Annotated in this window: 19 protein-coding genes; 8 read left to right on the plus strand and 11 right to left on the minus strand. The window is 73.1% G+C overall.

The genetic code is table 11. The annotated features are described in order from the left end of the window. Positions 1 to 77: 77 nt before the first annotated feature. A complete protein-coding gene (locus IQ210_RS20525; protein WP_194080516.1) occupies positions 78 to 890 on the minus strand; it encodes a Tat pathway signal sequence domain protein in 813 nt (270 codons plus the stop codon). Between the two features lie 181 nt (positions 891 to 1071). On the opposite strand from IQ210_RS20525, the gene glgX reads away from it, so the two are divergent. After that, the gene (gene glgX, locus IQ210_RS20530; protein ID WP_194080517.1) at positions 1072 to 3189 is read left to right on the plus strand and encodes a glycogen debranching protein GlgX; all 2118 of its coding nucleotides are present in this window, start codon (positions 1072 to 1074) and stop codon (positions 3187 to 3189) included. 113 nt (positions 3190 to 3302) lie between these two features. On the opposite strand, the gene IQ210_RS20535 is transcribed toward glgX, so the two are convergent. Then, a complete protein-coding gene (locus IQ210_RS20535) occupies positions 3303 to 4712 on the minus strand; it encodes an MFS transporter (protein WP_194080518.1) in 1410 nt (469 codons plus the stop codon). An 81-nt stretch (positions 4713 to 4793) separates the two neighbouring features. On the opposite strand from IQ210_RS20535, the gene treY reads away from it, so the two are divergent. Then, a complete protein-coding gene (gene treY / locus IQ210_RS20540) occupies positions 4794 to 7142 on the plus strand; it encodes a malto-oligosyltrehalose synthase (RefSeq protein WP_194080519.1) in 2349 nt (782 codons plus the stop codon). Between the two features lie 561 nt (positions 7143 to 7703). Further along, the gene (locus IQ210_RS20545; RefSeq protein WP_194080520.1) at positions 7704 to 8954 is read left to right on the plus strand and encodes a M14 family zinc carboxypeptidase; all 1251 of its coding nucleotides are present in this window, start codon (positions 7704 to 7706) and stop codon (positions 8952 to 8954) included. A gap of 25 nt (positions 8955 to 8979) precedes the next feature. Here the strand turns inward: IQ210_RS20545 and IQ210_RS20550 are convergent, their stop codons facing one another. From IQ210_RS20550 to IQ210_RS20560, 3 genes are all read right to left on the minus strand, one after another. Further along, positions 8980 to 9393, minus strand: coding sequence for an SSI family serine proteinase inhibitor (locus IQ210_RS20550; RefSeq protein ID WP_194080521.1), 414 nt, complete (start codon positions 9391 to 9393; stop codon positions 8980 to 8982). Continuing rightward, positions 9390 to 10763, minus strand: coding sequence for a M14 family zinc carboxypeptidase (locus IQ210_RS20555; RefSeq protein ID WP_194080822.1), 1374 nt, complete (start codon positions 10761 to 10763; stop codon positions 9390 to 9392). The genes IQ210_RS20550 and IQ210_RS20555 overlap by 4 nt, the downstream gene beginning before the upstream one ends. A 162-nt stretch (positions 10764 to 10925) precedes the next feature. Next, the gene (locus IQ210_RS20560; RefSeq protein WP_194080522.1) at positions 10926 to 11477 is read right to left on the minus strand and encodes an FHA domain-containing protein; all 552 of its coding nucleotides are present in this window, start codon (positions 11475 to 11477) and stop codon (positions 10926 to 10928) included. A 132-nt stretch (positions 11478 to 11609) separates the two neighbouring features. Here IQ210_RS20560 and treZ point away from each other — a divergent pair, with 132 nt between their 5' ends. Then, the gene (gene treZ / locus IQ210_RS20565) at positions 11610 to 13355 is read left to right on the plus strand and encodes a malto-oligosyltrehalose trehalohydrolase (RefSeq protein ID WP_194080523.1); all 1746 of its coding nucleotides are present in this window, start codon (positions 11610 to 11612) and stop codon (positions 13353 to 13355) included. A 12-nt stretch (positions 13356 to 13367) separates the two neighbouring features. Here the strand turns inward: treZ and IQ210_RS20570 are convergent, their stop codons facing one another. Both IQ210_RS20570 and IQ210_RS20575 read right to left on the minus strand, forming a co-directional pair. Next, positions 13368 to 14309, minus strand: a complete 942-nt coding sequence (locus IQ210_RS20570) for an aminoglycoside phosphotransferase family protein (RefSeq protein WP_194080524.1) — start codon at positions 14307 to 14309, stop codon at positions 13368 to 13370. A 43-nt stretch (positions 14310 to 14352) separates the two neighbouring features. Then, positions 14353 to 15480, minus strand: a complete 1128-nt coding sequence (locus IQ210_RS20575; RefSeq protein WP_194080525.1) for an aminopeptidase P family protein — start codon at positions 15478 to 15480, stop codon at positions 14353 to 14355. Positions 15481 to 15761: 281 nt separating this feature from the next. On the opposite strand from IQ210_RS20575, the gene IQ210_RS20580 reads away from it, so the two are divergent. Further along, positions 15762 to 16505, plus strand: coding sequence for a metallophosphoesterase (locus IQ210_RS20580; RefSeq protein WP_194080526.1), 744 nt, complete (start codon positions 15762 to 15764; stop codon positions 16503 to 16505). Here IQ210_RS20580 and IQ210_RS20585 read toward each other — a convergent pair. Both IQ210_RS20585 and IQ210_RS20590 read right to left on the minus strand, forming a co-directional pair. Then, positions 16498 to 17076, minus strand: coding sequence for a PDZ domain-containing protein (locus IQ210_RS20585; protein ID WP_194080527.1), 579 nt, complete (start codon positions 17074 to 17076; stop codon positions 16498 to 16500). The two genes, IQ210_RS20580 and IQ210_RS20585, sit on opposite strands and share 8 nt — an antisense overlap. Positions 17077 to 17242: 166 nt before the next feature. Further along, positions 17243 to 18103, minus strand: a complete 861-nt coding sequence (locus IQ210_RS20590; RefSeq protein ID WP_194080528.1) for a LysR family transcriptional regulator — start codon at positions 18101 to 18103, stop codon at positions 17243 to 17245. Positions 18104 to 18189: 86 nt separating this feature from the next. Here IQ210_RS20590 and IQ210_RS20595 point away from each other — a divergent pair, with 86 nt between their 5' ends. After that, complete coding sequence (locus tag IQ210_RS20595; RefSeq protein WP_194080529.1) at positions 18190 to 18915, plus strand: CTP synthase C-terminal region-related (seleno)protein; 726 nt, start codon at positions 18190 to 18192, stop codon at positions 18913 to 18915. Here IQ210_RS20595 and phsA read toward each other — a convergent pair. Beyond that, positions 18900 to 20768 (minus strand): O-aminophenol oxidase PhsA, encoded by a 1869-nt coding sequence (gene phsA / locus IQ210_RS20600; protein WP_194080530.1) that lies wholly within the window; start codon positions 20766 to 20768, stop codon positions 18900 to 18902. The two genes, IQ210_RS20595 and phsA, sit on opposite strands and share 16 nt — an antisense overlap. A gap of 164 nt (positions 20769 to 20932) precedes the next feature. On the opposite strand from phsA, the gene IQ210_RS20605 reads away from it, so the two are divergent. After that, positions 20933 to 22396, plus strand: coding sequence for a hypothetical protein (locus tag IQ210_RS20605; protein WP_194080531.1), 1464 nt, complete (start codon positions 20933 to 20935; stop codon positions 22394 to 22396). Here IQ210_RS20605 and cyc2 read toward each other — a convergent pair. Continuing rightward, on the minus strand, positions 22389 to 24554 hold the full coding sequence (gene cyc2, locus IQ210_RS20610; RefSeq protein ID WP_194080532.1) for a germacradienol/geosmin synthase Cyc2: 2166 nt from the start codon (positions 24552 to 24554) through the stop codon (positions 22389 to 22391). The two genes, IQ210_RS20605 and cyc2, sit on opposite strands and share 8 nt — an antisense overlap. Positions 24555 to 24723: 169 nt before the next feature. Between cyc2 and IQ210_RS20615 the strand changes: the two genes are divergently transcribed. Continuing rightward, entirely contained in the window at positions 24724 to 25959 is a 1236-nt protein-coding gene (locus IQ210_RS20615) for an endonuclease/exonuclease/phosphatase family protein (RefSeq protein ID WP_194080533.1), read from the plus strand. The last annotated feature ends 9 nt before the right edge of the window (positions 25960 to 25968 follow it).

The following is a 25968-nucleotide window of genomic DNA, read 5'->3' on the forward strand; positions in this document are numbered from 1 at the left end:
GGAGGTGCGAGTTCGAAAAGTGGACGGAGGTGGGCTCGGCGGCCGAGTGGTCGGCTCGGCGGCTGAGCGGGTCGGACTCAGTGCTTGAGTTCGGCGACCTTGTGGGCGCTCAGGTCGATCACCAGGGACGTGGTGTCGATCCACGGCCCGTTCTTGACCTTCGTGAACAGCCGCAGGCAGCGGTGCTCGCCGCACTTGTCCAGCGCGGCCGGCTGCGCGCCCGGCGTGGCCCGGTAGATGCCGCCGCTCAGCCGCAGCTGGTCCGGCGAGGTGAGCTCCTTGCCCATCGCGTCCTTGTAGTCGGCCTTGAGGCCGGCTCCCAGCGGGTCGGCGATCAGCAGGGCCGCCGCCGCACTGCTCTCGGCGCGGCTCGGTGGCGGCTGCACACCCTGCTGGTCGGTGGAGTCCACGACCTTCCCGGTGTCCAGGTCGACGGTCTTGGTGACGAGCGTGTCGTCCCGGTAGTCGTAGTACGACACGTCGGCGCGCCGGGACGTCTCGGTGCCGCCGGTCTCCGACTCGGCCAGGTCGACGGTGAGCTGCTGCGGACCGCGCTCACCCTCCGCGTTCTCGCTCGCGGCGAACGTCTGCCGGTTCACGGCGATCTTCTGGGCGCGGGCGATCTCGTCGTCGGTCAGCGGATCGCCGCCCTTGCCCTTGTCCCCTTCGTCCGGGGCCTCCTGGACGACGCCCGGCGCGACGGGCGCGCCCTGCTCGTCCTGCCCCAGCTGCTGGGCGGCGGCCGCCTTGTCGTCGCCCTTGGTCCCGCCCGATTCGTCGGCGCCCGCCGTCCCCGGCAGGGTGACACCGACCATCACGGCGGTCGAGGCCACCGCGATGGCCGCACCGGCCACCACCTTGCCAAGATGGCGGTGCACTATCTTGCGCACATCTTCCCCCTACTCCCCCTTCGATCCCGGGAGTACGTCTCTGCCCCACACGTTTCGGCATACCGCGTATGCACTGGTCGATCGGTAAGAGGGACGTAAGTCATAGGAGGTTCCATCACTTTCGGGGAGACTCGTGGTCAAGGCGCCACGGCGGCGGCGACGAGCTGAAAGAGTCGTGTCCATGCAGGTCTGGCCTGGAGAGGCATATCCACTCGGTGCCACGTACGACGGCGCCGGCACGAACTTCGCGGTCTTCACCGAGGCCGCGGACCGAGTTGAGCTGTGTCTGCTGCACGACGACGGCTCGGAGACGGCGGTGGAGCTGCGCGAGTCCGACGCGTTCGTGCGGCACGCGTATCTGCCCGGCGTGATGCCGGGACAGCGCTACGGATTCCGGGTGCACGGCCCGTACGCCCCGGAGCGCGGGCTGCGCTGCAACTCCGCGAAGCTGCTGCTCGATCCGTACGCGCGCGCGATCAGCGGTTCGATCCGGTGGGGCGAGGAGGTGTACGGCTACCACTTCGACGCGCCCGAGAAGCGCAACGACCTGGACTCCGCCCCGCACACCATGAGCTCGGTCGTGGTCAACCCGTACTTCGACTGGGGCGACGACCGCCGCCCCCGTACCGACTACCACCACACGGTGATCTACGAGGCCCACGTCAAGGGCCTCACCATGCGCCACCCGGGCCTGCCCGAGGAACTGCGCGGCACGTACGCCGCCCTCGCGCATCCGGCGATCATCGAGCACCTCACCGAGCTGGGCGTGACCGCGCTGGAGCTGATGCCGGTCCATCAGTTCGTCAACGACCACCGGCTGGTCGACATGGGCCTCAACAACTACTGGGGCTACAACACGATCGGTTTCTTCGCCCCGCACAACGCCTACGCCTCCTGGGGCGACCGCGGCCAGCAGGTCCTGGAGTTCAAGTCGGCGGTCCGGGCGCTGCACGAGGCCGGGATCGAGGTCATCCTCGACGTCGTCTACAACCACACCGCGGAGGGCAACCACCTGGGCCCGACGCTGTCCTTCCGGGGCCTGGACAACCCGTCGTACTACCGCCTCACCGACGATCCCCGCTACTACATGGACACCACGGGCACCGGCAATTCCCTGCTGATGCGCTCCCCGCACGTCCTTCAGCTGATCATGGACTCGCTCCGGTACTGGGTCACCGAGATGCATGTCGACGGCTTCCGCTTCGACCTCGCGGCGACCCTGGCCCGGCAGTTCCACGAGGTGGACCGGCTGTCGTCGTTCTTCGACCTGGTGCAGCAGGACCCGGTGGTCTCGCAGGTGAAGCTGATCGCCGAGCCGTGGGACGTCGGCGAGGGCGGCTACCAGGTGGGCAACTTCCCGCCCTTGTGGACCGAATGGAACGGCAAGTACCGCGACACCGTGCGCGACCTGTGGCGCGGTGAGCGGCGCGCGGTCGCGGAGTTCGCGTCCCGGCTGACCGGCTCCTCGGACCTCTACCAGGACGACGGACGCCGCCCGCTGGCCTCCATCAACTTCGTGACCTGCCACGACGGCTTCACGCTGCACGACCTCGTCTCGTACAACGACAAGCACAACATGGCCAACGGCGAGGAGAACCGGGACGGCGAGAGCCACAACCGGTCCTGGAACTGCGGGGCCGAGGGCGACACCGACGACCCGCACGTCCTGGAGCTGCGCGCCCGCCAGATGCGCAACTTCGTCGCGACGCTGATGCTGTCCCAGGGCGTGCCGATGCTCAGCCACGGCGACGAGTTCGCCCGCACCCAGCGCGGCAACAACAACGCCTACTGCCAGGACAGCGAACTGGCGTGGGTGCAGTGGCCGGAGGACGGCGAGGTGTTCGGCGATCTGCTGGCCTTCACGCGCGCGATGGTGTGGCTGCGCCGGGACCACCCGGTCTTCCGCCGCCGGCGCTTCTTCCACGGGCGGCCCGTGGAGGGCACCCACGACGAGCTGTCGGACATCGCCTGGTTCACGCCGGAGGGCGAGGAGATGACCCAGCGGGACTGGGACCGGGCGAAGGCGTCGGCCATCTCGGTGTTCCTCAACGGCAACGCGATCTCCGAGCCCGGCCCGCGCGGGGAGCGCATCAGCGACGACTCGTTCCTGCTGATGTTCAACGCCTCGCACAAGACGTTGGACTTCGTGGTGCCGGTCAACCACGGCCGCCAGTGGGAGGTCGTCATCGACACCGCGCGCGCGGAGGGCCAGCCCCAAGGCTCCGGCCCGAAGGTCCAGGCCGGGGACCGGCTGACGCTGGTGGACCGAAGCATGACGGTGTTGCAGCGGCCGGTCTAGGCGGGGGCGGTGGACACGCGCGCGTGGTGGGAGGTCTGGGCGCTGCCGGTGGGCATGCGCGCGTGGCGGGAGGTCTGGGCGCGGTTGGTGGGCACGCGCGCGTGGCGGGTGGGCTAGGCGCTGCCGGTGGGCACGCGCGCGTGGTCGCTGGTTGCAGTGTTCCGGGCGTACGACGTCGGCCGCGCCGTCAGCGCGATCGCGCAGGCGAGTGCGGCCGCCAGGCTCGCCGTGCCGAACGCCGCTGCTGGGCCGTACGCCTCGGCGAGGCGGCCGGTGCCGGCGACGGCGAGGGCCTGGCCGCCGACCAGGGCACTGGTCGCGTACGCCATCGCCTCCGCGAGCCGCGTGGGCGGTACCGCGCGCTCGGTGAGCCCGAACACCGTGATGAGGTGCGGCGCGTAGGCGACGCCGAGGACGGTGACGGCCGCGTACAGGGCGCCGAGGCTGTCGGCCCACAGCAGGGGCAGGGAGAGGGCGAACGCGGCCGCGGTGGCCGCCCGCCAGCGCCTCCCGAGCCCCACGCGCGCGGGGACGGCGGCCATGGACAGTCCGGCGACGGCGCTCATCACTCCCATGGCGGCGTAGACGAGCCCCGCCTGGTCGGCCTGCCCGAGCCGCTCGGTGAGCGCGGTGATGCCGGCCTGGCAGGCGCCGAACATGGCGCCCTGGAGGGCGAGGGCGGCGCGGAGGGCGTGGACGGAACGGGGCGTACGGGGGCGGGCGGCGCGATCGGCGCCGTGGGCGCGGTCGGTCGGGTCGGTCGGGTCGGGGCGGGCGGTCGGGTCGGGGCAGGCGGTCCGGACGGGGCGGTCGGCGCGGTCGGTCCGGTCGGCGCGGTCGGAGCAGGCGGTCCGGTCGGAGCAGGCGGTCCGCTCGGGGCGGTTGGTGTGGGCGGTGGGAGCCTTGGCGGGCCTCGTCGTCGCCGCCGTCGGGTGCAGGGCGAAGCCGCTGCCGCAGGCGGCCACCAGCAGCGCCGCTCCGGCGAGCGCGTGCGCCGGGTGGGCCAGGACGGCGGCCAGGCCGACCAGGGCGGGGCCGAGGACGAAGGAGATCTCGTCGAGGGTGCTCTCGAAGGAGAGCGCGGTCGAGACCGTGGTCTCGGGGGCGTGCGCGCGGCGGGCCAGCGCCACCAGGCGGGCCCGGCCGAGGGGGCCGATCAGCGGTACGGTCGCGCCGGTCGCCGCGCCCAGCAGGGCCAGGGCGAGCGTGGACGCTCCCGTGAGCGCGCCCGTCACCAGTGCCGTGATGGCGAGGGCGTTGCCGAGGGAGAAGGCGAGCACGACCGTGCGCTGGCCGTGCCGATCGGCGAGCCGGCCCACCAGCGGGCCGCAGGCCACCTGGCCGAGCGCTAGGGCGCCGCCGGTGAGCCCCGCCGCGGTCAGGGAGCCGCTGGTGCGGGCGACGAGCAGCACGCTGCCGAACTGGACGGTGGCGGTCGGCAACCGGGCCAGGAAGGACAGCACCGGCAGCAGGGGCCCGGTCAGGCCGATGACCTCGCGGTAGGCGCGTCCCATGGTCGTCATCGTTCGAAGCTAGCCACGCGCGCGTGGGGACATGCAGGGGGTGATGACACGAAAGACTGCGGGGCGGGTACGTAGGTTTGCATGACACCTGCGCGACCCGACCCGGCGGTGCCGACGGCCACCTACCGGCTTCAGCTCCAGCCCGAGTTCCCCTTCGACGCCGCCGCGGCGGCCGTACCGTACCTCGCCTCGCTCGGCGTCTCGCATCTGCACCTGTCCCCCGTCCTGGAGGCCGTCCCCGGCTCCCTGCACGGCTACGACGTCGTCGACCACGCGCGCGTGCGCGGCGAACTGGGCGGCGAGGAAGGCCTGCGCGCGCTCGCGCGGACCGCGCGGGAGCACGGTCTGGGCCTGGTGGTGGACATCGTGCCGAACCACATGGCGATGGCCCCGCGTCACAACCGGGCGCTGTGGGAGGTGCTGCGGGAGGGCCCGAAGTCGCCGTACGCGCGCTGGTTCGACGTCGACTGGGAGGCGCAGGGCGGGCAGATCCTGCTTCCGGTGCTCGGGGGTCCGCTCGGCGGCGAGCTGGAGCGGCTGGTGGTCGACGGGGACGTCCTGCGCTACTACGACCACGCCTTCCCGCTCCGCGAGGGCACGCGCGACCTGCCGCTGCCGCAGCTGCTCGACGCCCAGTGGTACCGGCCGACGTGGTGGCGGCTGGCCCGTACCGAGCTCAACTACCGGCGGTTCTTCAGCATCTCGGAGCTGATCGGGGTGCGGGTGGAGGACCCGGAGGTGTTCGAGGCCACCCACGGCAAGATCCTCCAGCTGCTCCACGAGGGGGTCGTCGACGGGCTGCGGATCGACCATCCCGACGGGCTCGCCGACCCGGACGGCTATCTGCTGCGGCTGCACGAGGCGACCGGCGGGCGCTGGACGGTCGTGGAGAAGATCCTCGCGGACGGTGAGCCGCTGCCCGCCTCCTGGCCGGTCGCGGGGACCACCGGGTACGACGCGCTGCGGCACGTGGACGGGGTGTTCACGGACCCTGCGGGGTTCGGGGAACTCCTCGGGCAGTACCGGCGGTTCGCGGCCCCGCAGACGGACCGGGGCGGGCAGTGGGAGGCGACGGTGCGGCGGGCGGCGTACAAGGTGCTCACGCACGAGCTGGCCGCCGAGACCGAGCGGCTGACCCGGGTGGCGGTCCGGCTGTGCGCCACGTCCCCGGAGCCCGCGCTGCGCGACCGGGCGCCCTGGGCGCTGCGCACCGCCCTCCAGGAGCTGCTGGTGCGGATGGAGGTCTACCGGCCGTACGGCTCGATCGATGCCGCGTCGGTCGTGACCGAGGAGGCCGCCGAGGAGGCGCGGCAGGCGTTCGTGGTCTCGGAGGAGGCGGGCGCGGTCGACGTCGTCCGCGATCTGGTGCTCGGGCGGGCGGGCGACGGGCCGGAGCATCTGGAGTTCCGGGCGCGGTTCGCGCAGACGTCGTCGGCGCTGCGCGCCAAGTCCGTGGAGGACACGGCGTTCTACCGCTATGTGCCGCTGCTGTCGGCGACCGAGGTGGGCGGCAACCCCGGCAGTCCGGCGGTGTCCCCGGAGGACTTCCACGCCTACTGCGCGCGCGTGCAGCGCGACTGGCCGGCGACCGGGACCGTGGTGTCGACGCACGACACCAAGCGCAGCGCGGACGTGCGGGCCGCGCTCGCCGTGCTCACCGAGTGCCCGCAGCGCTGGGCCGACGTGCTGGCCGAGGTGACGCGCACGGGCGACGGCGTGCCCGACGCCCAGCTGGCGTGGGCGGCATGGCAGACGGTGTTCGGGCTGGGCCCGGCGAGCGCGGAGCGGGTGCAGGGGGCGCTGCTGAAGCATGTGCGCGAGGCCGGGCTGTACACCAGCTGGACGGAACAGGAGCCGCCGTACGAGGATGCGGTGGCGGAGTTCGTCGCGGCAGGGCCGTGCGGGGTGCCGGGCGAGCACGTGGCGGCCTTCCGGAGCGCCCTGGAGCCGTCGGTGCGGGCGAACCTGCTCGGCACGGCTCTGGTCCATCTGACGATGCCCGGGGTGCCGGACGTCTACCAGGGCACGGAGGCCGAGTACCGGGCGCTGGTGGACCCGGACAACCGGCGTCCGGTGCGGTTCCCGCCGGAAGAGCCAGGTGAGAAGGGCGCGTTGACGGCGGCGGCGCTACGGCTGCGCGCCCGGCGGCCCGCCGCGTTCGGCGACTCGGCGTCGTACGCGCCGCTCGCCGCCGAGGGCCCGGCGGCGGCCCACTGTCTGGCGTTCGCCCGCTCCGGGGAGGTCATCACGGCCGTCACCCGGCTGTCGCTGCGGCTGGCGGAGGCGGGCGGCTGGGGTGAGACCCGACTGCCGCTGCCGCCGGGGCGGTGGGCCGACGTCCTGGCCCCGGAGCGGGAGTTCACGGGGCACGCGCGCGTGGCGGAGCTGTTCGAGGGGCTGCCGGTGGCGCTGCTGGAGCGGGTCGGGTAGCCGCGACAGGGGGCGCGCGCCTTCACCGTGCGCCGGACGCTGGAGAGGTCGGGTGGCTGGGCCGGGCGTGTGCGCCCTCACCGTGCGCCGAGCGCTGGTGAGGTCGGGTGGCTGCGGCGGGGCGCCCGCGCCACGCGCACGCCTGGCGCGTTTCGGAAACGCGCGCCCGGCGTGCGCGCCCTCACCGTGCGCCGCGCTCCCGTCCCGGCTACCGGCTCGCACCCGCGCGTGCTCCCGGGGCCCGCGCCGGACGACCGGCGCGTCGTGACGGGAACCGGCACACTGCTCGCACGGGCGCCCGCACCGCGCTCGCACCTGGGTCGACGGCGACCGCACCCGTGCTCGACGACGCCTCACGCGCGCGTACACGCACACCGTGCCGAGCGCCGGTGCCCGTGACCGCCGTCCGGCAGGGCCCGGCACTCCCGCTGGCACCAACCGCCCTTCCTGCTGGCGGTAAATGCATCTGGGCGCCCCCTGGAGGCTCCCCCGGTGCGTCCTTGACAGTCCACGGAGAGCGTGGGGTACTGCGGATTGCGAAGCCGGGCGGATGTGTCGGGGGTGAGTCTCCTGCCGGAGCTGCGCTACCCCACAGTGACCGAAGTCGTCGCGTCGGCAAGGGCGTTGGCGGCTCATCGGCCCGCTCTGTGCACCCTGCGGCAGGTGGGCCGGTCACGGGCGGGCAGACCCCTGCTGCTGCTGTCCGTGGGCCATGCGGAGCGTGCCGTGCTGGTCGTCGCCGGCGCCCACGCCAACGAGCCGACCGGCGGCGCCACTCTTCTCGACGTCGCCGAACGGGTCGTACGGGAGCGGGAGTTGCGGGCGGACACGTCCTGGCACTTCCTGCTGTGCGCGGACCCCGACGGGGCGTCCCTGCATGTGACCCCGGCGCCGCGCAGCCTGTTCGACTACCACCGGGGCTTCTTCCGGCCTGCGGGCCACGAGCAGCCGGAGTGGTCGCCCGCGGTGCTGCCGCCCGACCGGCTGCCGCCCGAGACCCGCGCCCTGACCGGCGTCATCGACGAGCTGCGCCCCTACCTCCAGGTGACGCTGCACGGCACCGACCTGGGCGGCAGCTGGGTGCAGCTGACGAAGGACATACCGGGGCTCGCCGAGCCGTTCGCCAAGTCCGCGGCGGAGCTCAACATCCCTGTGGAGACGGGCGCTTCGGACGCCGCGGGCTGGCCCGCGTCAGGGCCTGGCGTGCATGTGATGCCCTCGCCGGGCGCCGGGGCGGCGTACCCGAGCATGCCGGACGACGCGCGCAACAGCACCTGGTACCACGCGCATCGGTACGGCGGGCTGACCGCGATCGTCGAGGTGCCGATGTGGGCGAGCGACCTGGTCGACGACCCGGTGCCGCATCCGGCGCCCGCGGTGGCGCTGCGCCGGCTCGCGGAGCGGCTGCTGCTGGACACGCGCCAGGTCGAGCGGGTGCTGACCGACGCGCTGCCGCGGCTGCCCGGCGTCGAGGGACCGCTCCTGCGGGCCGCGAAGTGGGGTCTCGACCTGGTGCCCGGGCTGGCCGCGGACTGGACGCACACGGCTCCCGCCGACAACACGCGCGCGTACGTGGGCAGCGTGGACGCGTTCGCGCGCCGGCTGCCGCTGCGGGCGGCGTCGATGCTGCTGCGGGTCCTGACGGAGCACGACGACCGTGCGGCGCCGCGTCTGGAGCGGCTCGTCGCGACCTGGAGCGAGGCGTTCGCGGTGCGGTTCCGGGCCCGCTGGGTGCCGTTGGAGCACCAGGTGGAGCATCAGTCCCGCACGGTGGTGGCGGCGGCGCGGCACGCGCGCGACCGGGCCGCGTGACCGCCGCCGCCCCACCCGCGCGGGGTCAGTCGTCGAGCGCGAACACCGATCCGGTGCGTCCGGCCATCACGCATCCGTTGGCGAAGGTCTCCGTGTACTCGACGGGCCGTCCGTTCCACTGCCCACGCGCGTGTGCGCTCACCGGGGCATACAGCATCGGGCAGTAGCCGTCCTTCGGCGGGAGGGCCGCGATGTCGCCGTCGACCGCCGCCAGTTCCGCGCAGGCCTGGGCGGCGTGCCCGTGTCCTTGGGGCGGGTCGCACAGCAGGAAGGTGCCGCGCGTGTCGCTGGAGCGGGCGTCGCCCTTGGTGACCGTGAGGTAGAGCCAGGTGCCGGAGTGCTGGGCCGTCGCCTGGGCGGGGGCCGTACCGGCGACGAGGAGGGCGGCCGCGGCGAGCAGGGTGCCCCGGGCCGCCTTCGATGCAGTGCGGTTCTTCATTCCAGTTGCATCGGCATCGCCGCCTGCGAACCCCACCCCGACTCACCCGAACGAGAGCCCACGCGCGCGTGCCGCCCGGCCGCCAGTTCGAACGCGGCCTGCACCACCCGCGCCTGGTACTCCACCTGGCGGGCGATGGGGATCCAGCGGGCTCCGCAGCCGTCGAGGTAGTCGGCGCACCACAGGTCGATGAGCCGGTCCAGTTCGGGCAGCACACCAGCCGGGTCGCTGCCCGCGGCGGTGACGAGCTGGTGCAGCAGTCCCGCCGTGCGCAGCGCCAGGCGGCGGCCGGAGATGCGCAGGGTGGCGAGGTGGGCGGTGCTCAGGGGCGGCAGCGGGTGGCCGCCGTCGGTGCCGGTGACATCGGGGTCCCAGGCGTCGGCGAGGCCGGGGCAGACCAGTAAATAGTCGTCCACCGGGGCGAGCAGCCGTTCCGCGTCCGGTACGGCGGCGAGGTGCGGGCGGATCCGGGCGAGCAGCTGCTCCAGGAGTCCGGTGTCGTGCCGCAGGGTGCGGCTGACGAGGCGCAGGACGGTGTCGGCGTCGACGGGCGGGGAGCCGTCCTCGACGGTGGCCACGCCCCACATGGGCGCCTCGACGACCGCGGTGACGGTGCCGTGCCGGTAGGGGTGGAACCAGGTGGACTCGACGGCGGCCTCGGTGATGGCCGCGGCCAGGTCGCCCCGGCGCGGCGGCGGGATGCGGTAGACGGCGGGGCCGAGGCCGGGCCAGTACAGGGTGTCGTACGCGCCGAGTTCGCGCGGGATGCCGAGTCGGCCCGCGATCCGGGCGACGCGTCCGGCGAGCCCGGGCAGGTCGTGGGTGAGCTCGACGAAGCCGCCGCCGACGTCGACGCCGTGCAGCGAGCACTGCAGGAAGGGCCGTAGCTCGTCCTGGAGGTCGAGCAGGGCGCGGGTCTCCGGCAGGGTGGCCGCTGCGGCACCGTCGGGCAGCCATTCGGGCTGTTCCAGGAAGCCGGGGCGGAAGAAGTGCCGGAAGTAGCGGCCGAGGGTGTACGGGCCGTGCAGCCAGCCCTCGTTGCGGCGCAGGCCGTCGGGGTCGAGGCAGAGCAGCAGGTTCCAGGTGGCGTCGGCGGCCTCGGTGGGCGCGGGGTCGGCGAGGGCGCGCTCGGCCAGGTGCAGGACGGTGGCGCCGCCCACGGGTTCGTTGGCGTGCGGGCCGGCGACAACGAGGGCGTGCCGGCTGCCGTGACCGACGGACAGCAGCCACATCGGGGTGCCCGCGCGGGAGGTGCCGACGGGGCGGAGCCGGGCGTCGCGGGGGTGGCGGGCGACGAGTGCGGCGGCACGCGCGCCGAGTTCGTCGACGGACGGGTAGCGGAGGAGGGGCGACAGGGCACACCTCCACATGTGGTGCCGTCGGTTCACCTGGTGTGCAAGGTGGACGTACAGTCAGTCACGACTTGCGGGGTACGTCAACACCGCCGTACGCAAAGGGAATTGGACGTTCTACAGCGAGCAAATCCCAGGCCAGAGCTAAGGTTCGACTCAGTTGATGGAGTTGAGGGGGCCTCAGTTCGCGGCGAGCCGGAACCACATCCGGCCGAAGCCGACCTGGTCTCCCTCGCGCACGACGGCCGCCCCGATGACGCGTCGTCCGTTCACCGTCGTGCCGTTGGTGGAGCCGAGGTCGCGCAGCACCCACATGCCGCCCTGGCGGCTCAGTTCGGCGTGCACGCGCGAGACCGTCTCGTGGCTCAGGCGCAGCCCGTTGGCGGGGTCGCGGCCGATGCGCAGCGGGTGGCCGCCCGCGGGGTGGGGCAGCAGCAGCTTGGGCAGCCGCTCGGCCTGCCAGGCGCGCCGCAGCCGCTGGGTGAAGCCGGAGACCGCTTCGACGGAGCCGAAGACCACGCGCGAGAGGCGGCTCTCGGAAGGCAGGTCCGCGGTGAGCGCCGCCAGTTCGTCCGAGCGGCGGGCGGCGAGCGCCAGCTCCATCCGCCGGATGAACGTGTCGTGCGACAGCCGGCCCATGGCGACGCCGTCACGGAGCACCTTCAGCGCCTTGTCGCGCTCCGCGTCGGAGAGCCGCGCGGGGTACGTGTTGAACTCGAAGGACGACGTCACGCTCGTGATTGTCGGGCAGTGAACGCCGGGTGTCCAGAAAACGCGAGAACGGCCGCCACGCGCGCGGACTGATCGCGTTTGAAGCACCATGGACGGGCTACATCACGGTGAGCAGACGAAGGGGAACCGTCCGTGCAGTTCGAGGTGTGGGCACCGCAGGCAGACCGTGTGACGCTCCAGTGCGACGGCGTCACGCGCGCGTTGGAGCGCGATCCCGACCGCGCGGGGTGGTGGCGGGGCGAAGCCGAGGCGGCGGACGGCAGCCGGTACGGCTTCGCGCTCGACGACGGCCCGGTGCTGCCGGACCCGCGCTCGCGCCGCCAGCCGGACGGCCCGGACGGGCTGAGTGCGGTCGTGGACCACGGCCGGTACGCGTGGCGCACGGAGTGGCCGGGGCGGCCGTTGCCGGGCGCGGTCCTGTACGAGCTGCACGTGGGCACGTACACGCGCGAGGGCACCCTGGACGCGGCGGCGGGCCGCCTCGAGCACCTGGCGGAACTGGGCGTCACGCACGTCGAGTTGATGCCGCTGTGTCCTTTCCCCGGGCGGCACGGCTGGGGTTACGAGGGCGTGTCGCTGTGGGCGGTGCACGAGCCGTACGGCGGCCCCGAGGCGCTGAAGCGTTTCGTGGACCGGGCGCACGAGCTCGGTCTCGGGGTCGTCCTGGACGTCGTGCACAACCACCTGGGTCCGTCGGGCAATTACCTGCCGCAGTTCGGCCCGTACTTCACCGACACCCACCACACGCCGTGGGGCTCGGCCGTGAACCTGGACGCGCCGGGCTCCGACGAGGTGCGCGCGTATCTGGTGGGCAGTGCGCTGGCGTGGCTGCGGGACTACCGGCTCGACGGGCTGCGTCTGGACGCGGTGCACGCGCTGGCCGACACGCGCGCGTGCCACTTCCTGGAGGAGCTGTCGACAGCGGTCGACGCCCTCGCCTCCGACGTCGGCCGGCCGCTGTTCCTCATCGCCGAGTCCGACCTGAACGACCCCCGTCTGGTCACCCCGCGCGCGGAGGGCGGTCTCGGGCTGCACGCCCAGTGGAACGACGACTTCCACCACTGTCTGCACACCGCGCTGACGGGTGAGTCGCAGGGCTACTACGCCGACTTCGGAAAGGCCCCGTTCGCCGCGCTCGCCAAGACTCTGGCCGGCGGGTACTTCCACGACGGCACGTACTCCAGCTTCCGCGGCCGGCACCACGGGCGCCCGCTGGACCGCAGCCGCGTGGCCGCGCACCGGCTGCTCGGCTACAGCCAGACCCACGACCAGGTCGGCAACCGCGCCCAGGGCGACCGTCTTTCGGCCTCCCTCTCCCCCGGTCTGCTGGCCTGCGCCGCGACGCTGACGCTCACCGCGCCCTTCACGCCGATGCTGTTCATGGGCGAGGAGTGGGCGGCGGGGACGCCCTGGCAGTTCTTCACCGACCACACCGACCCGGAGCTCGCGGAGGCCGTACGGCGGGGCAGGCGGCGGGAGTTCGCGGCGCACGGCTGGGCGGAGGAGGACGTGCCCGACCCGCAGGACCCGGCGACGCGGGACCGCTCCTGCCTGGACTGGTCCGAGCCGGAGCGCGAGCCCCACGCGCGCGTGCTCGCCTGGTACCGCCGTCTCATCGCCCTGCGCCACGAACAGGCCGACCTCACCGACCCGGACCTCGCCGACACCAAGGTGGCCCACGACGAGCAGCGGCGCTGGCTGGCCTTCCGGCGCGGGGACGTACGGGTGGCGGTGAACCTGGCCAAGGAGACCGCCGCGATCCCTCTGGGGCCCCGTCAGGCGCGTGTACTGGCCGCGTGGGAGCCCGTGGCGGCGCCGGGCGCGGACGGGGTGCTGGAGGTGCCCGGGGAGTCGTGCGTGGTGCTGCTCCAGGAGTGACCGGCGACCTGGTCAGGCCTCCTCTTCCCCGCCGTCCTCCCGCAGCTCCGTCACCCGTTCCAGCAGGATCGCCTCCCACGCGTGCCGGAGCTGCACGCGCAGTTCCGGCAGGGGGGTGTCGTCGCGGCCCTGGAGGGCGGCGGCGAGGCGGACGACGGCGTCGCAGCGGGCGAGCCACAGGCCGCGCAGGCAGGGGCGGGCGCCGTAGCCGGCGAGGGTGGCGGCGCGGACCGCGGCGGGCGAGCCGACGGCGAGGGCGAGGCAGGCGATGTCCTCCGCGGGGTCGCCGAGGACCGCGTCCGCCCAGCCGAGCACGCCGCGCACCCGTCCGTCGGCGCTGACGACAAGGTGGTCGCCGGTGAGTCCGTGGTGGACGAGGACGGCGGTGCCGGGCTGCGCGGCGAGCTGCACGGCGGCCGGCTGGGACAGCTGGTGGAGCCGCGCGGGGTCGAACTCGTCGGCCTTGGCGAGGAGTTCGGCGGCACGTTCGGCGGCGCGGCGCAGTGCCTCCAGGGAGCGCGGGGCGGTGCGCGGCACGCCGAGGGTCTCGGCCTGCCGGGCGGGCACCTCGCGCAGCCCGGTGAGCAGCGCGGCCAGGTCGGCCTCGCCGACGGCGGACACGTCGTGCTCCCGGGCCGAGCCGCCGGGCAGTTTGCTGTCGAGGGTGTACGTCAGACCCGGCGCCCACTCGCCGTGGGCGACGCTGGTCGGGACGGCTACGGGGACGTGCGCGCGGACGAGGTCGCGCAGGCGCAGTTCGCGGCGCCGGCGCACGGCGGCCTCGCGGTCGGGGGCCAGGCGCAGCACATGGCGGCTGCCGACCCACCAGACCGCGGGCTCGGCGCTCTCGGCGACCGGCCGGACCTCGGGCCCGGCCGTGTCGGAGGCGTCCTTGAGGAGGGAACGGACCAGCCTGCGGACGGTGTCCGCGGTGGGTGTCGGTGCCTGGGTCATGGTCGCGCCGCTGTCACTCGGGGTCGGGGCTCCTGAAGGCTGCTCAGTCCACTATGACCATCTCGCGGCTGGTGTCGTTGAGACGGCGGCCGCCGTCCTCGGTGACCGTGACGATGTCCTCGATGCGGACGCCGAAGCGGCCGGGCAGGTAGACACCGGGCTCCACGGAGAAGCACATGCCGGGGACGAGGGGCTGCTCCTCGCCCTCGATCATGTACGGCGGTTCGTGGGTGGTGACGCCGATGCCGTGGCCGGTGCGGTGGATGAAGTACTCGCCGTAGCCGGCGTCGGCGATGACCTTGCGGGCGGCACGGTCGACCTCCTGGCAGGCGACGCCGGGGCGTACGGCCCGGAAGCCGGCCTCCTGGGCCTCGCGGACGAGGTCGTGCACCCGGCGTTCCTCGTCGGTGGGTTCGCCGACGTGGACGGTGCGGGAGGTGTCGGAGCCGTAGCCGTCCTTCAGGCCGCCGAAGTCGAGGACGACCATGTCGCCCTGTTCGATGACGCGGTCGCCGACCTCGTGGTGCGGGTTGGCCCCGTTGGGGCCCGAGGCGACGATGGTGAAGTCGACCTGGGAGTGCCCGAACCGGCGCAGCAGGTCGGCGAGGTCGGCGCCGACCTCGGACTCGCGGCGGCCACCGAAGGGAACCTTCCGGATCTCCTCGAACGTTGCGTCAGCAGCCGCGCCCGCGGCTGCCAGGAGCTCCAGTTCGGCCGCGTCCTTGACGGCCCGGAGCATCGGCAGGGCGTCGGTGAGGGCGGCGTACGAGGTGTTCGGCAGCGTCTTCTGCAGGCCCAGCAGGTGCATCGCCCAGGCGTTGTCGCTGATGCCGAACCGGCCGCCGGAGTCCAGGAGGGCGGCGGTGGCGGCGTAGGGGTCCTTGCCGTCGGTCCAGTCGCGCAGGGTCAGCGCGGGGGCGCCCGCCGCGTGGGCGGCATCGGGGGCCTCGAGGGTGGGGACGACGAGGACGGGGTCCTGGCCGGGGGCGAGGACCAGCAGGGTGAGCCGTTCGGTGATCGCGGTGGGGGTGTAGCCGGTGAGCCAGACCAGGTCGGGGCCGGGGGCCACGAGCAGTCCGGCGAGTCCGGCGTCGGCGGCCGCCCGGGCGGCGCGCTCCATGCGGGCCCGGTAGTCGTCGGCGGTGAAGGGCGCGGTCTTGCTGCCGGTCATCCGGGCCTCCCTGGGCGGACAGTGGGACAACGGGGCTACGGGCAGCATCCTGCCCGGTCGACGGGGGCAGCGCGAGCCGGTTCACGGTCCCCGCCGGGGCCGTATCGCGCATGGCGTCAGCTCTCCGGACGCCGAGCAGGAGCAGGACGCCGCCGGAGACCTGCTCCAGACGCCTCCTCGGCCCCCTTGCACCGGCTTAACGGATATGGATTGCCCATGCATTAGATCTAATGCTTAGATCTCCCCAGACCATTAACTTCCATCAGGGGAGGTATACGACCGTGCTCGTGCTCGCGCACATCAGTGATCTGCATCTGGACGGAAGCGAACGGGCCACCACGCGCGCGAGGCGCGTCCGCGACCACCTGTGGGGGCTGCCCGGGGCGGTGGACGCGCTGCTGGTGACGGGAGACATCGCGGACCACGGCGCGGAGGCGGAGTACGAGGAGGCCGCGCGCCTGCTGAGCGACGCGCCGTTCCCCGTGCTGACCTGCCCGGGCAACCACGACAGCCGCGCCCCGTACCGCAAGGCGCTGCTCGGAGCACCCGCGTCCGACGGGCCGGTCAACAGTGTGCGGGTCTTCGACGACGCGGCGGTGCTGATGTGCGACTCCAGCATCCCGGGTGCCGACGAAGGGGCCCTGGACGACGAGACGTACGACTGGATCGAGGCCACGCTGGACGAACTCGGCGGCGAGCGGCGTGCGTTGCTCGCCTTCCATCACCCGCCGGTGGCGCTGCACCACCCGCTGCCGGACCGCTACCAGTTGGCACGACCGGACCGGCTGGCCGCGCTGCTCGGCCGCCGCCCCGAGATCGCGGGCCTGATCACCGGGCACGCCCACACCCCGGCGGCGAGCGTCTTCGCCGGGCGGCCGCTGATGGTCGGGCCGGGGGTGACGTGGACGCTGCGGCTGCCCTGGGAGGGCGACCAGGTGGCGGACCGGGAGGCCCCCGTCGGACTGGCCTTCCACATCCTGGACGACGCCGGACGGCTCACCAGCCACTTCCGCGTGGTCACGTGACGATGCCCGGGACGGCGGTCAACTGCTGGTAGCCACCGCTCTGGTGACGGACCGTCAACGTGACCTCCTTGCCGGGGCGCACGGCGGCGACGGCGCGCGCGAGGTCGGCCGCCGAGTCGACGCGCTTCTTGCCGACCTGGAGGAGTACGTCACCCAGCACCAGGCCCGCCGCATAGCCGGGTCCTGGCACATGGACGCCGACGAGCAGGGCCCCCGCCTTCTCGGCGTCCACCGCCTCCACACCGAGCGTCGCGGCGATGCGGGTCGAGGGGGACGGAGTGGGCGACGGGGGCGGCGAGGGGGCCGGGGCGGCCGGGCTCGGTGCGGCTGACCCAACCAACTCCCGTTGCATCTCGGCGAGTTTGCTCATGCCGATCACCGTGGCGCCGACGGTGCCGAGGCCGACGCCGGTGAGTACCAGGACCGTCCCGACGAACAATGCGAACACCACGGTCCGCAGCCGTCGGCCCCGCCTGCGGGCGGCGTGCGGGCGCCGGGCGGGGCCGGGCCTGGTGCCGCCGCCGGGCTCCTGGCCGGGCATCGGCTTGGGGCGCAACGCGGTCTGTTCCATGGCTTGCCTCCGGCGGACGCGGGTCGCCTCCGGCGGATACGGGGCGGTCCCGGCTGGTGCTCTACCCGTCACGCCGACGCCCGACGAGCCACGAACGAGTGAGACTGACCAGCGGTCAACGGAGGGAAGCCATAGGCATCGTGGCCTTTCGCGGTACGGGCTCCGCTCACCCCGTCAGCACGTCCGCCAGCCGCGCCGCCGCTCCCCGCGGCGCCCCCGTGTGCACCAGTTCCGTCCGGTGCACGACCCGGGGTTCGGTGACCGGCACGGCGGCCGTGCCCGGTACCCCCGTGGCCATCGAGCGGGGCAGCAGCGTCAGGCCCCGGCCCGCCGCCGCCAAGGAGGTGAGGGTGTGGAGGTCGGTGCCGTCGTAGTGGAGGGCGGTACGGAAGCCGCGGCCACCGTTCGCCGCGCGGAGATGGGCGAGCGGCAGACCGGCGTCGGGGGCGTCCAGCCAGCGGGCGTCGGCCAGGTCGCCGAGACGCAGTCCGGGGCGCCGGGTCAGTGGGTGGCCGGCCGGCAGGAGGACGCACACGGGTTCCTCGCCCGCGCCTCGCGTGGTCAGCGGCGCGACGTCGGGCAGCCTGAGCGGGTCGCTGGGGGCGGCCAGACCGTCGACCAGGCCCAGGTCGGCGGTGCCGGTCGCGACGGCCGCGGGGATCGCGTCGCGGGCCAGCACCCGCAGGGTCACCCCGGCCGCCGGGAGCGCGGCGAGGACGCGGGCGGCGAGCGCGGTGGGGGTGGCGGCGAGGGTCAGTCCGTGTTCGGGCGCGGACGCCATCCGGACGACGTCCGCGCGGGCCGCGTCCAGACGCAGCAGGAGCGGGCCCGCGTGTTCGAGGAGCCGCTCGCCGGCCGCGGTGGGCGCGACCGGGCGGCGGGTCAGCAGGGGTGCGCCCAGGTCCAGTTCGAGGGCCTGGATGTGCTGGGAGACCGCCGACTGGGTGTAGCCCAGCTCCCGCGCGGCCTCGGAGAAGGAGGCGAGCCGGGCGACGGTGACGTAGGTGCGCAGGAGGTGCGGGTCCATGCCGACAGACTCTCATCAGCATCGCTTATCGAGCATGCAGAAATCATCGTTGGACGCGATCCGGCGCCCCCGCCCAGGATGAGGGCATGACCTCAGCAGCCCGCATCGCCCTCGTCGGCGACCGCTCCCCCAGCGTCGTCTCCCACACCCGCATCCCCCGCCTTCTCGACGCCCTCGCCGATCGCGACCGGCTCGTGCTCGACGCCTACTGGATCCCGTCCGAGGACGCCGCGGCGGAGGGTGCCGTCAGCGGCTTCGACGCGGTGTGGGTGCTGCCGGGCAGCCCGTACCGCAGCGAGGAGGGAGTGCTCGCGGCGATCCGCACCGCGCGCGTGGAGGGCATCCCGTTTCTCGGCACCTGTGCCGGGCTCCAGCACGCGCTGCTGGAGTACGCCCGCAATGTGTGCGGCCTCGCGCGCGTGGCGCACGCCGAGACCGACCCCGACGCCGAGGACTTCCTCATCGAGCCGCTGGCCTGTTCACTCGTCGGCCACGAGGGCGTGGTCGTCGTCGAGCCCGGCTCGCTCGCCCAGTCGGTCATCGGCTCGGAACGCACCGTCGAGCGCTACTTCTGCGCCTACGGCCCGTCCCGCCACCTCGACACCCTGCGCGCGCACGGCATGCGCTTCTCCGGGTACGACGAGGACGGCCACGTCCGGATCGCCGAACTGCCGGGCCACCCGTTCTTCCTGGCGTCCCTCTTCCAGCCGGAGCTGTCCGGTGACGGCTCGCGCCCGCACCCGATGGTCCGGGCGCTGGCGCGAGCCGCCGTGGCCCACGCGGCCCTGAGGGAGGCTCAGCCCGCGGTGTGACCGCCGTGGTGGCCGGCGCCGTGGTCGAACTTCAGCGCCTCGGCGGGCAGCACGACGAAGGGCCGCATCATGCCCATGTCCTCGTGCTCCAGGAAGTGGCAGTGGTACATGAAGCGGCCGTACGCCCCGTCGAACTTGCCCATGATGCGCAGCATCTGACCGCCGGGCACGCGGTAGACGTCCTTGTGGCCGCGCTCGTTGGGTGCGAGCGGGATGGTCGCGTCCGGGTTGAACGTGATCGGTGTGCGGGTGCCGCCGACCGTCTGGTCGAAGCCGGTCACGATGTACGGATCGCGTCCGAGCGCCTGGAAGTCGGCCAGGTGGATGTGCATCGGGTGGGTGATCGGGGCGAGGTTGAGGAAGCTCCACTGTTCGTGGCTGCCCTCGGCGATCGTGAAGCCCAGGCCGTCGTTGAAGGTCCGTGCCGTGCGCCGGTACGTCCTGGTGGTGCCGTCCGCCCCGGTGACCTGGATGATCCCCTCGGCCGGGAACACGATGCCGCTCGGGTCCTCGACCTCGGTCATCTCCCAGATCTCGGGGTGCCCGCCGCCGCCCTTGGTGCCGGGCGGGGTGAGCACGATCAGCCGGTGGCCGTGCGCCACGTCGTGGGTGAGGCGGCGGAAGGAGCCGGAGAGCACGTCGGGCAGTTCGAAGGTGTCCGTCTCGCAGCCCTCGCGGACCCGGAACTCCATGACCGCCGGATAGCGCACCCCGCCCACCGGGTCGGGCACACCGGCGGGCTGCCCCAGGCCCTTGTTGACCAGCCGGAGCCTGCGGCCCGCGAGGCCGCGGAAGTCGACCAGCAGGTCGAAGCGTTCGGCCGGGGCGGCGGTCAGGGTGGGCAGGGCGTCGTCGAAGTCGATCGGCACCGGGCGCGGCAGCAGCCCGCCGTCGCTGCCGATCTGGTGCACGATGCCCGGCACCGGTCGGTCGTCCTCGTCCAGCAGGACAAGGTCGTAGATCCGCGCGTTGGACGCGTTCACCAGGCGGAAGCGGTACCAGCCGTCGTCCACGTCGGCGTACGGCCAGATGCGGCCGTTGACCGTGGTGTACGGGCCCGCGAAGGGCAGCGTCACCGGCTTGCCCGTCTCCGGGTTGGCCGGGTCGACCACGATGGTCTTGTGCAGCAGCCGTCCGTTGAGCCGGCCGTCCTCGTCGGTGTCGAGGTTGCGGTCGGCCAGCAGCAGCGGGATCTCCCGCGCCCCGGCGGGGAGACGGAGGGCGTCCTCCTCGTCGTCCCGGACGAGGTAGGTGCCGTACAGGCCCGCCATCACGTTCCACCGGGTGATGTTCATGGCGTGGTCGTGGTACCACCACTGGACCGCCTGGTGGTCGTTCGGGTACTCGGAGAGCTGGGCGTCGCCGAAGCCCACCGCGTTGTCCGCCCAGCCGTCGTTGCCGCCGCCGGTCTGTGCTCCGTGCAGATGTGTCACCGACCAGGCGGGCAGGGCGGCCACGTCCTCGCTGGGCTTGACGCCGTCGCGGCCTGGCTCGGTGGTGGCGGGCGCGGTGCCCGGCGGGCGGACCGGCACCTCCACGGCGGTGACCGGGTACTCGCTGCCCTTCGGGACGCGGTTGGTCCAGGCGATACGCACCCGCTGCCCGCGCCGCACCTCGATGGTGGGACCGGGCACCAGGCCCTCGTACCCCCACATCAGGGTCGGCGGCAGTTGCGGGTGCAGCCGGACCCAGGTCGGGCGCAGGGCGATCTCCGTCTCGCGCAGGACGTCGCCCGAGTCGGGCCGCAGGACCGGCGGGACGGGTAACGGCGCCACGTACGGCACCAGTTCACCCGCGACCGGCGCCTCCTCCTTCGGGTCGCTGTCGGTGATCCTCTCGATGATCTCGGTCAAGGTCGAACACCCCCGTGTGCTCTGTCGTCTGTTCCCCTTGCCCAGAGGACCCCGGACGCCTTGCCGGAGGTTGCCTGAATGTCCCGTTCCGCACGCAAAGGTTCCGAAACCGCGAACGGAATCGCCAAGTCCCGTTGTCGGTGGCGGCTGTTACGTTCTGTCGCATGACCGATCGCGCTCTCCGGCTGCTCCTCCAGGACGCCCGCCTCGCCGAACTCGCCGCGTATCCCTTCGACTTCGACGTGGAGCGGGCCGGGTACGGCCATGTGGAGCCGGTCCGCCTCGCCTCCGGCGGCTCCCTGCGGATCGTGGCGGGGGACGCCGGCGGTGGGTCGTACTTCGTGTGCGAGGACGGCTCGGTGCTGTACGCCGACTCCGAGGGCTCGGCCGGGATAGTCGGCGCCGGTGTCGACGAGGCCCTGGAGATCATCATCGGCTTGGAGGACGCGGAGGACTACGACGACGAGGAGGCCGCCGCTCTGGAGGAGGCGCGGACCGAGCTGCGCGCCGCGCTGGGATTCCCCGAGCGCCCCCGCGAGGAGCTCGAAGCGCTGCTGGACGCCGCCCTGGCCCGTACCGAGCCCGACTTCCTGCTGCTCAACGCGGAGGAGGGCCGCGCCTACGATCTGATCGGCCCTCCCCCGCCGCCGCTCTGGGAGCCCGTCCTCGCGGCCGGCCGCGCCGATCTGGCCGCGTTGCGGGCGGAGGACCGCGCGGTGTGGGACGCGGTCGCCGAGGATCCCGTACGACGCCGGATCGCGCTGCGGGCCGCGCAGTTCGACCGCGCGAAGGGCGACCTCGGCCCGCTGCGGCGGCTGCTGCGCCATGAGGCGCGGTCGTCGATGACGGACGAACTGCGGCTCGCCGCCGTGCTGGTGGGGCTGCACGGCGGGATCGGGGACCTCCCGCTGCTGCACGAGGTACGGCGGACGGACTTCGACACGGCCTGCGGGCTGAGCGAGCTCCCCGGCCTCGACGCCGACCCGGCCGAGCTGCTGGGGTGGGCCCGCGAGTTGGACGACCTGATGTTTGGCACGGACCCCGCCGACGAGCCGCTGTACACCTGGACCGACCTCGCCCTGGACCAGGGCATGACGAACCTCGCCCGGTGCGCGCTGATCCGCCGGCTCGACGCGATCGAGCTGGACCAGGGCCTGTTGCGGCGGACCGACGACCCCACCCGCCTGGACACCTCCGAACTGTCCGCTCTCGTCGACGACTTGGAGCGGATCGGCGAGCCGGGCCAGGCGCTGCGCGCCCAGCGGCTGCACACCGCGCTCCAGGAAACGGCGAGCGACCGGGTCTCGGCCCGGCTGACCCAGGCCCGGCTGGAGCGGGAGACGGGACAACTCCCCGCGGCCGACCGCAGCTTGGCGGCGCTCAGGGACACCCTGGCCGAACCCAAGGACGACTCGCTGGGGTTCTGGCGGGGCACGAGCCTCGGCCGGTACCTCGCCGAGGAGCACTACAAGCTGGCCCTCGCCCTGGCCGACGCGGGCGCCGCCGAAGAGGCCCGCGCGCTGCTGGGCGCCGCCGAGGCGATACGCGGCGAGCTCTCGGAGTCCGCCGCGCGGGGCGTCCGGGCGCTCGCCGAGCGGGCCGTCCGGCGGGTGCGCGGTCTCAGCTGACCAGGGGCAGCGGCAGTTCCGGTGACCGGTCCGGGAGGAAGCCGTGGGCGCGCCGGGCCAGGAAGTCGGGCTTGTAGCGGTCGACCGTCCGATGCCAGTTCAGGATGCCCGCCATCCAGTTCTGGAGGTCGAGGACGTAGTTCCGCATGGTCTCGCGGGCCTCGGCCGACAGCCCGAAGTCGTCGTACACGATCGGCAGTTCGTGGGCGGCGACATGCTGGAACTGCCGCATGCGCTGGGTCGTCAGGTCATGGACGACCCCGAGGGCGGTCGGGTAGTCGATGCCGAAGAAGTTCTGCACGACGAGGATCGCGTTGTGGATCTCGCCCTCGTACTCGATCTCCTTCTGGTACGAGAAGATGTCGTTCAGCAGGCACGCGTAGTCGATGGCGGCGTTCTCCAGCGAGCGGACGGGCCCGCTGCGGTAGACCTCCGGCGGGACGGCCGGGCCGTGGCCCGCCCGGCACAGGCTCAGGGTGAGGTCGGAGCCGAAGGTGGCGCGGCGCATCTCCAGGTAGTCGACCGGGTCGGGGATGCGGTTCTGGATCTGGTTGGACAGCTCCCAGACCCAGGCCTCGGTCATCACGTTCACGGAGTCCTTCAGGGAGCGCCGCGCGTCCGGGGTCATCCCGGCCGTGGTGCGGGTCCACAGGTCGATGAGGCCGCGCTCCATGCCGTTGAGCGGGACGGGGACCTCCTCGCCGTCGACGGGCATGCAGTCCGCGAGGCGCTGCGTGGTCAGCCGGGCGGCGGCCAGGTCGCGGCGGCGGCCGAAGACGAGCGGGTAGTAGTCGTCGCCGTACGTCCCCCAGGCCAGCCAGTGTGCGCTGAGGTCCAGGGCCTCGGGTGTGGCGTCGGGGTCGAGGCCCGCCGAGCACAGGGCGAGGTCGGCGGAGGCGAGCCGGTCCTCGTCCCAGACGCCCTCCTGGAGCATGCCCATGCGGTGCATCCAGGCGGTGAGGCGCGGGCGGGCGGCGTCCAGATGCGGGCTGAGCTCGACCTGGAAGGGCATGTGGAAGTCGGGCAGCAGGGACGGACCGACCTTCTGGTACGGCACGTGCGTGTGGGCGCGCAGGCGTTCCGCGGCGGCCGCGGCGAGCAGGGCGGCGACGTCGGCGGCGGAGGTGCCGGCGCCGGTGAGGCCGTGCCACGGCGAGGCGGAGCGGGCGCCCTTGTTCATGTAGCGGCTGGAGCGCAGATGCCATTCGTGGCCGCCGGACTGCCAGTCCTGAAGTCCCTTGGCGTAGGCGGCGACCGCGGCGACCTCAGGCGGGGTGAGACCTTTCTCCAGGGCGAGCGCGGGCACCTCGGTCAGGGCGGTGTGCTCGAACTGGTGGAGGCGGGAGGTGAGGACGTCGTTGACGAGGTCGGCGGCCTCCTGCGTCGTACAGCCGAAGAAGGTCTCCAGGACCAGGACGCCGTTGCTGTTCTCGCCCTCGTCCTCGACCTCGCGCTGGTAGGAGAACAGGTCGTTGCGCAGGTGCACGGCGTCGGAGAACGTCTCCATGAGGACCCTCAGCGGCCTCGACCCCGCGACGGACTCCGGGACTTCGGCGGTCGCGTACTCCACGAGCCCCGCCGACCAGGGGGCACCGCCCACCTTGCGGCGCATCTCGATGTACTCGACGGGGTTGGCGATCCGGCCTTCGTTGATGTTGGACAGCTCCCACAGGGACTCGTTGAGCAGATGCTCGGTGGCCACGGCGAAGCGGCGCCGCCAGTCCGCCGACATGGTGGGCACGGTCCGCGTCCACAGGTCGGCGAGCCCCGCCTCGACGGGGTTGCGCGGCTCGGGCATCGGGGTGCTCGGGTCCCTCGGCATGAACAGCGGCAGCCGGTCCAGGTGGGCCTTGCCGGCGGCGCGGTCCTGGGTGCGTTTGAACATGTCCAGGAAGTGGTCGTCGAAGAAGAAGACCCACACGTACCAGTCGGTGATCAGGGAGAGGGCGGGGCCGTCGCAGTCGGGATGGGTGTAGGCGCAGAGCAGGCCGTAGTCATGGGCGTCGAGGTCGGACTGCTCCCAGATCCCGGACCCTTCCAGCATGCCCATCTCGCGCGCCCACGCCGTCGAGTGGGCACGGGCCTCGTCGAGGTGCGGGTTCAGCCGCGCGGGATACGGCATGTAGAAGTGCGGGAGTTCGAAGGGCTGCTGCGTCATGGCGGGGGCCCTACCCGCGCCGTTCGGGGGACATCCGCCGCACCGCACATGATCACACCATCGCGTGAATCAGGGCTGAACTCGGGAGTTCTCGCGGGCACTTGTGGCGTTCATCTCTACGCGCGCAGACTTCAGCCGTTCACTCGTCCCCTCCCGCACCGGAGTCCCGATGAACCAGCCCAGCAGCAGCTTCCCCCGCCGCACCGCACTCGCCGCGCTCGCCGGTGCGGCCCTCGCCGGTACGGCCGCGGTCCCCGCGTCGGCGTCCGGCCGCCGGACGGTGCGTTTCGGCACGTTCAACGCGTCCCTGAACCGCGGCACCCAGGGCGCCCTGATCACCGACCTGTCCACCCCGGACAACACCCAGGCGCGCAATGTCGCCGAGACGATCCAGCGGGTCGACCCGGACGTGCTCCTGATCAACGAGTTCGACCATGACGACGCGGGTACGGCGGCGGGTCTGTTCGTACGGAACTACCTCGCCGTCGGTCAGAACGGCGCCGCGCCGATCCGCTTCCCGTACCGCTTCACCGCGCCCGTCAACACCGGCGTGGCGTCCGGCGTGGACCTCGACGGGAAGAACGGCGCGGTGACGACGCCGGGTTCGGACGCCTACGGCCAGGACGCGTTCGGGTACGGCTGGTTCCCCGGGCAGTACGGCATGCTCGTGCTCTCCAAGTACCCGATCGACGCGCGCGCGGTGCGCACCTTCCAGCGGTTCCTGTGGAAGGACATGCCGGGTCATGTGATGCCGCCGGGCTACTACAGCGAGGAGGCCCGCGCGGTCTTCCGGCTCTCCTCCAAGAGCCATTGGGACGTGCCGATCCGTGTCGGCCACACGCGCGTGCACTTCCTGGTGTCGCACCCGACCCCGCCCACCTTCGACGGCCCCGAGGACCGCAACGGCCGCCGGAACCACGACGAGATACGGCTGTGGGCGGACTACATCGGCGGCCCGCGCCGCAGTTCCTATCTGTACGACGACAAGGGGCTGCGCGGCGGGCTGCGGCCGGGGTCGCGGTTCGTGATCGCGGGCGACCTCAACGCCGATCCGTACGACGGGGACAGCTACGACCACGCCGTACGGCAGCTCCTGGACCACCCGGCGATACGGCTGCCCGCGACCCCGCCGACGAGCGCGGGCGGGGTGGAGGCGGCGCGTGTGCAGGGCGGCGCCAACGCCTCGCACGTGGGGAATCCGGCGTACGACACGTCCGACTTCAACGACACCGCGCCCGGCAATCTGCGGGTCGACCATGTGCTGCCGTCCAAGGGCCTGGAGCCGTTGGGCAACGGGGTGTTCTGGCCGACGTCGGACGATCCGCTGTACCGGCTGGTGGGGAACGGGACGACGGTGCCGACGTCGGATCACCGGTTGGTGTGGCAGGACGTGCGGGTGGGTTAGCGGGGCCAC

This window comes from Streptomyces justiciae (assembly GCF_015163075.1).
Classification (GTDB): domain Bacteria; phylum Actinomycetota; class Actinomycetes; order Streptomycetales; family Streptomycetaceae; genus Streptomyces; species Streptomyces justiciae.